The 2,248-nt window shown below is 70.2% G+C and carries 1 protein-coding gene and 1 pseudogene; both read right to left on the bottom strand.

Annotated elements, in window-relative coordinates; genetic code table 11:
- On the bottom strand, window positions 1-1,653 hold a 1,653-nt coding region (locus LQR33_RS23770), incomplete at its 3' end, for a UvrD-helicase domain-containing protein (RefSeq protein ID WP_231470704.1).
- Window positions 1,650-2,248: pseudogene (locus tag LQR33_RS23765) on the bottom strand (exodeoxyribonuclease V subunit gamma); the annotation flags it as partial. The gene LQR33_RS23770 and the pseudogene LQR33_RS23765, both read right to left, overlap by 4 nt.

Genomic DNA, 2,248 nt, shown 5'->3' with positions numbered 1-2,248 from the left:
CGCGTCGCCCCTGGCGATGGCGGCGCGGCCCTCGGCCGCCAGCGTCAGCAAGCGGGCGATCTCGTCGGCGCAGGCTTCGGCCGCGGCCTGCTCGGCCGCCTCCTTGCTCAACTCTTTTTCGCCGGCCTGTATCCATTGCGCGTTGAATGGCGCGCGATCGTCGTCCACCTCCAGCCGGCCGCCGGACGAGGGGCTGGCCGCCACCGGCTGGTAGGTGATGCCGTCAAGCAGAAACGGCAGCTCGCGGCCGAACAGCGCGTTGACGGTGGCCACCAGCGGCTCGTCGGAGCGGCGGTTGGTGTCCAGCGTGTACTGGCGCTCGGCGTCGTGGCGGGCGGCCAGGTAGGCGAAGATGTCGGCGCCGCGGAAGCTGTAGATCGCCTGCTTGGGATCGCCAACCAGGAACACCGGCCGCGCCTCTTCGACGAAGCAGCGGCGGAAAATCCGGTACTGGGTGGGATCGGTATCCTGGAATTCGTCGATCAGCGCCACGGAGAAGCTATCCGCCACCTGCGCCGCCAACAAGGGGCCGGTTTCCGGATGCGCCAGCGCCGCGCCCAGATCGGTCAGCAGATCGTCGAAACTGCGGCTGCGCTCGACGCCGCGCCGCCGCGCCAGCTCCTCGTTGGCCCAGGCGATCAGCTCCAGCTTCAGCCCGGCCAGCGAGTTGGCCACCTGGGCCATATAGACATCCCAGCCGGCGAGCCAAGCCTCCATCCGCTCGAACAAAGGGTGGGCCGGCGCATCGCAGCCCTTCTTCATGCCCTTGGCCAGCGCCTCCGGCCGCAGCTTGTCCAGCAACTTGCGGCTGTCGCTGTCCAGCTCCGGCAGCGCGTCGGGCAAGGCCAGCCAGCCGCGCAGATTGCCGGCGATGCGCGCCATGGTGTCCGGCCGGTAGATATTGGCCTTGAAGCCGGGGTGGGCGAGGAACAGCGCCAAGCCTTCCTCAACCAGCTCTGGCGCTGAAGCCAGCAGCTTCCATCGCTCACTAGCCACCCATCTCGCAGTCTCCAGCCTGACCGCGTCCGGCGCGCGCAGCTTGAGATAAGGCTTGGACAGATAGGGGCGGATCTCGGCCAGCCAGGCGTCCGGCGTCTCGCCCCGCTCCACCAGCACCTGGGCCAGCAAGGGCGCGGCGACGATGCGGCGGCGCCAGAAGTCGTCGACGATCTCGGCCAGCCGCGCGGCGTCGTCCTCGACCAGCTCGGCCTGGAAGATCTGGCCGCTCTCGAAGGCGGCGTCGGTCAGTACCCGCTGGCAGAAGCCGTGGATGGTGTAGATAGCGGCAGCGTCGAAGCCGTTGACCGCGGCGGTCAGCCGCTGCCGGGCCACGTCGCGCGCCGGGCCTTCCGGAAAGCGCGTGGCCAGCGCCTGCAGGAAATCGTCGCCATCGGCCTTGCCGTCCAGCAGCGCCAGCATCTCGGCCAGCCGCCGGCGCAGCCGCTCGCGCAGCTCGGCGGTGGCGGCCTTGGTGTAGGTGACCACTAGTATTTGCTCGATGGCCGGCGGCGGCGCGCCGTCGCGCTCCTCCAGCAGCAGCCGGGCGAACAGCGCGGCGATGGTCCAGGTCTTGCCGGTGCCGGCCGAGGCCTCGATCAGGTTGACGCCCGCCAGCGGGCAATTCAGCGCGTCCAGCGCCTGCGGCGCGTTCATGCTTCGCCTCCCTGCAGGCGCTCGGCCAATGGCAGCAGCAACGTCTCCGCCAGTTGGACGAACAATGGATCTTCCAACGGCGATTGGTGGCGGAAGGCCAGCGCGATCGCCGGCTCGTCCTTCTGCGCGATGCCGTCGCCGAGGATGAAATTGGGCTCCCACTTCTGCCAGGCGGCGGCCAAAGCTTTTTCGCGGTTTTCGGGCGCTTTAGCCAGCGCCTCGGCGTAGGCCCAGCTGGTGCGGCCGAAGAAGGGCAAGGGCTGGGCCTGGCCCTGCTTCCAGCGGACCAGCCACGGCGCGAGCAGGCCGGCGGCGTCGATCTCCTCGTCAAGCAGCGTGCTGCCGGCGTCGTCGTAGCAGGCGCTGTGCGGAACCACGCCCGCCGGCCGCGCCGCGCACAGGATCAGATGGCTCAGCCACAGCGCGACGCGCTGGGCGGCGTTCAGCTTGCCGACGATGAAGTCCAGCCGGCCCTCGGGCCGCAAGCCGTACAGCTCGCCCACCAGCGTGAAGCCGGCGATGTCCAGGTGAACCGGCTGCGGCGGCAGCGTCTCCTCGCCCAGCGCGCGCGGCAGGCGGCCGGCCAGCCGGGCGC

It is taken from the genome of Chromobacterium piscinae, assembly GCF_021129175.1.
Taxonomy (GTDB): domain Bacteria; phylum Pseudomonadota; class Gammaproteobacteria; order Burkholderiales; family Chromobacteriaceae; genus Chromobacterium; species Chromobacterium piscinae.
The sequence above is the reverse complement of the archived record's forward strand: the minus strand, read 5'-3'. Positions and strand labels throughout refer to the sequence as shown.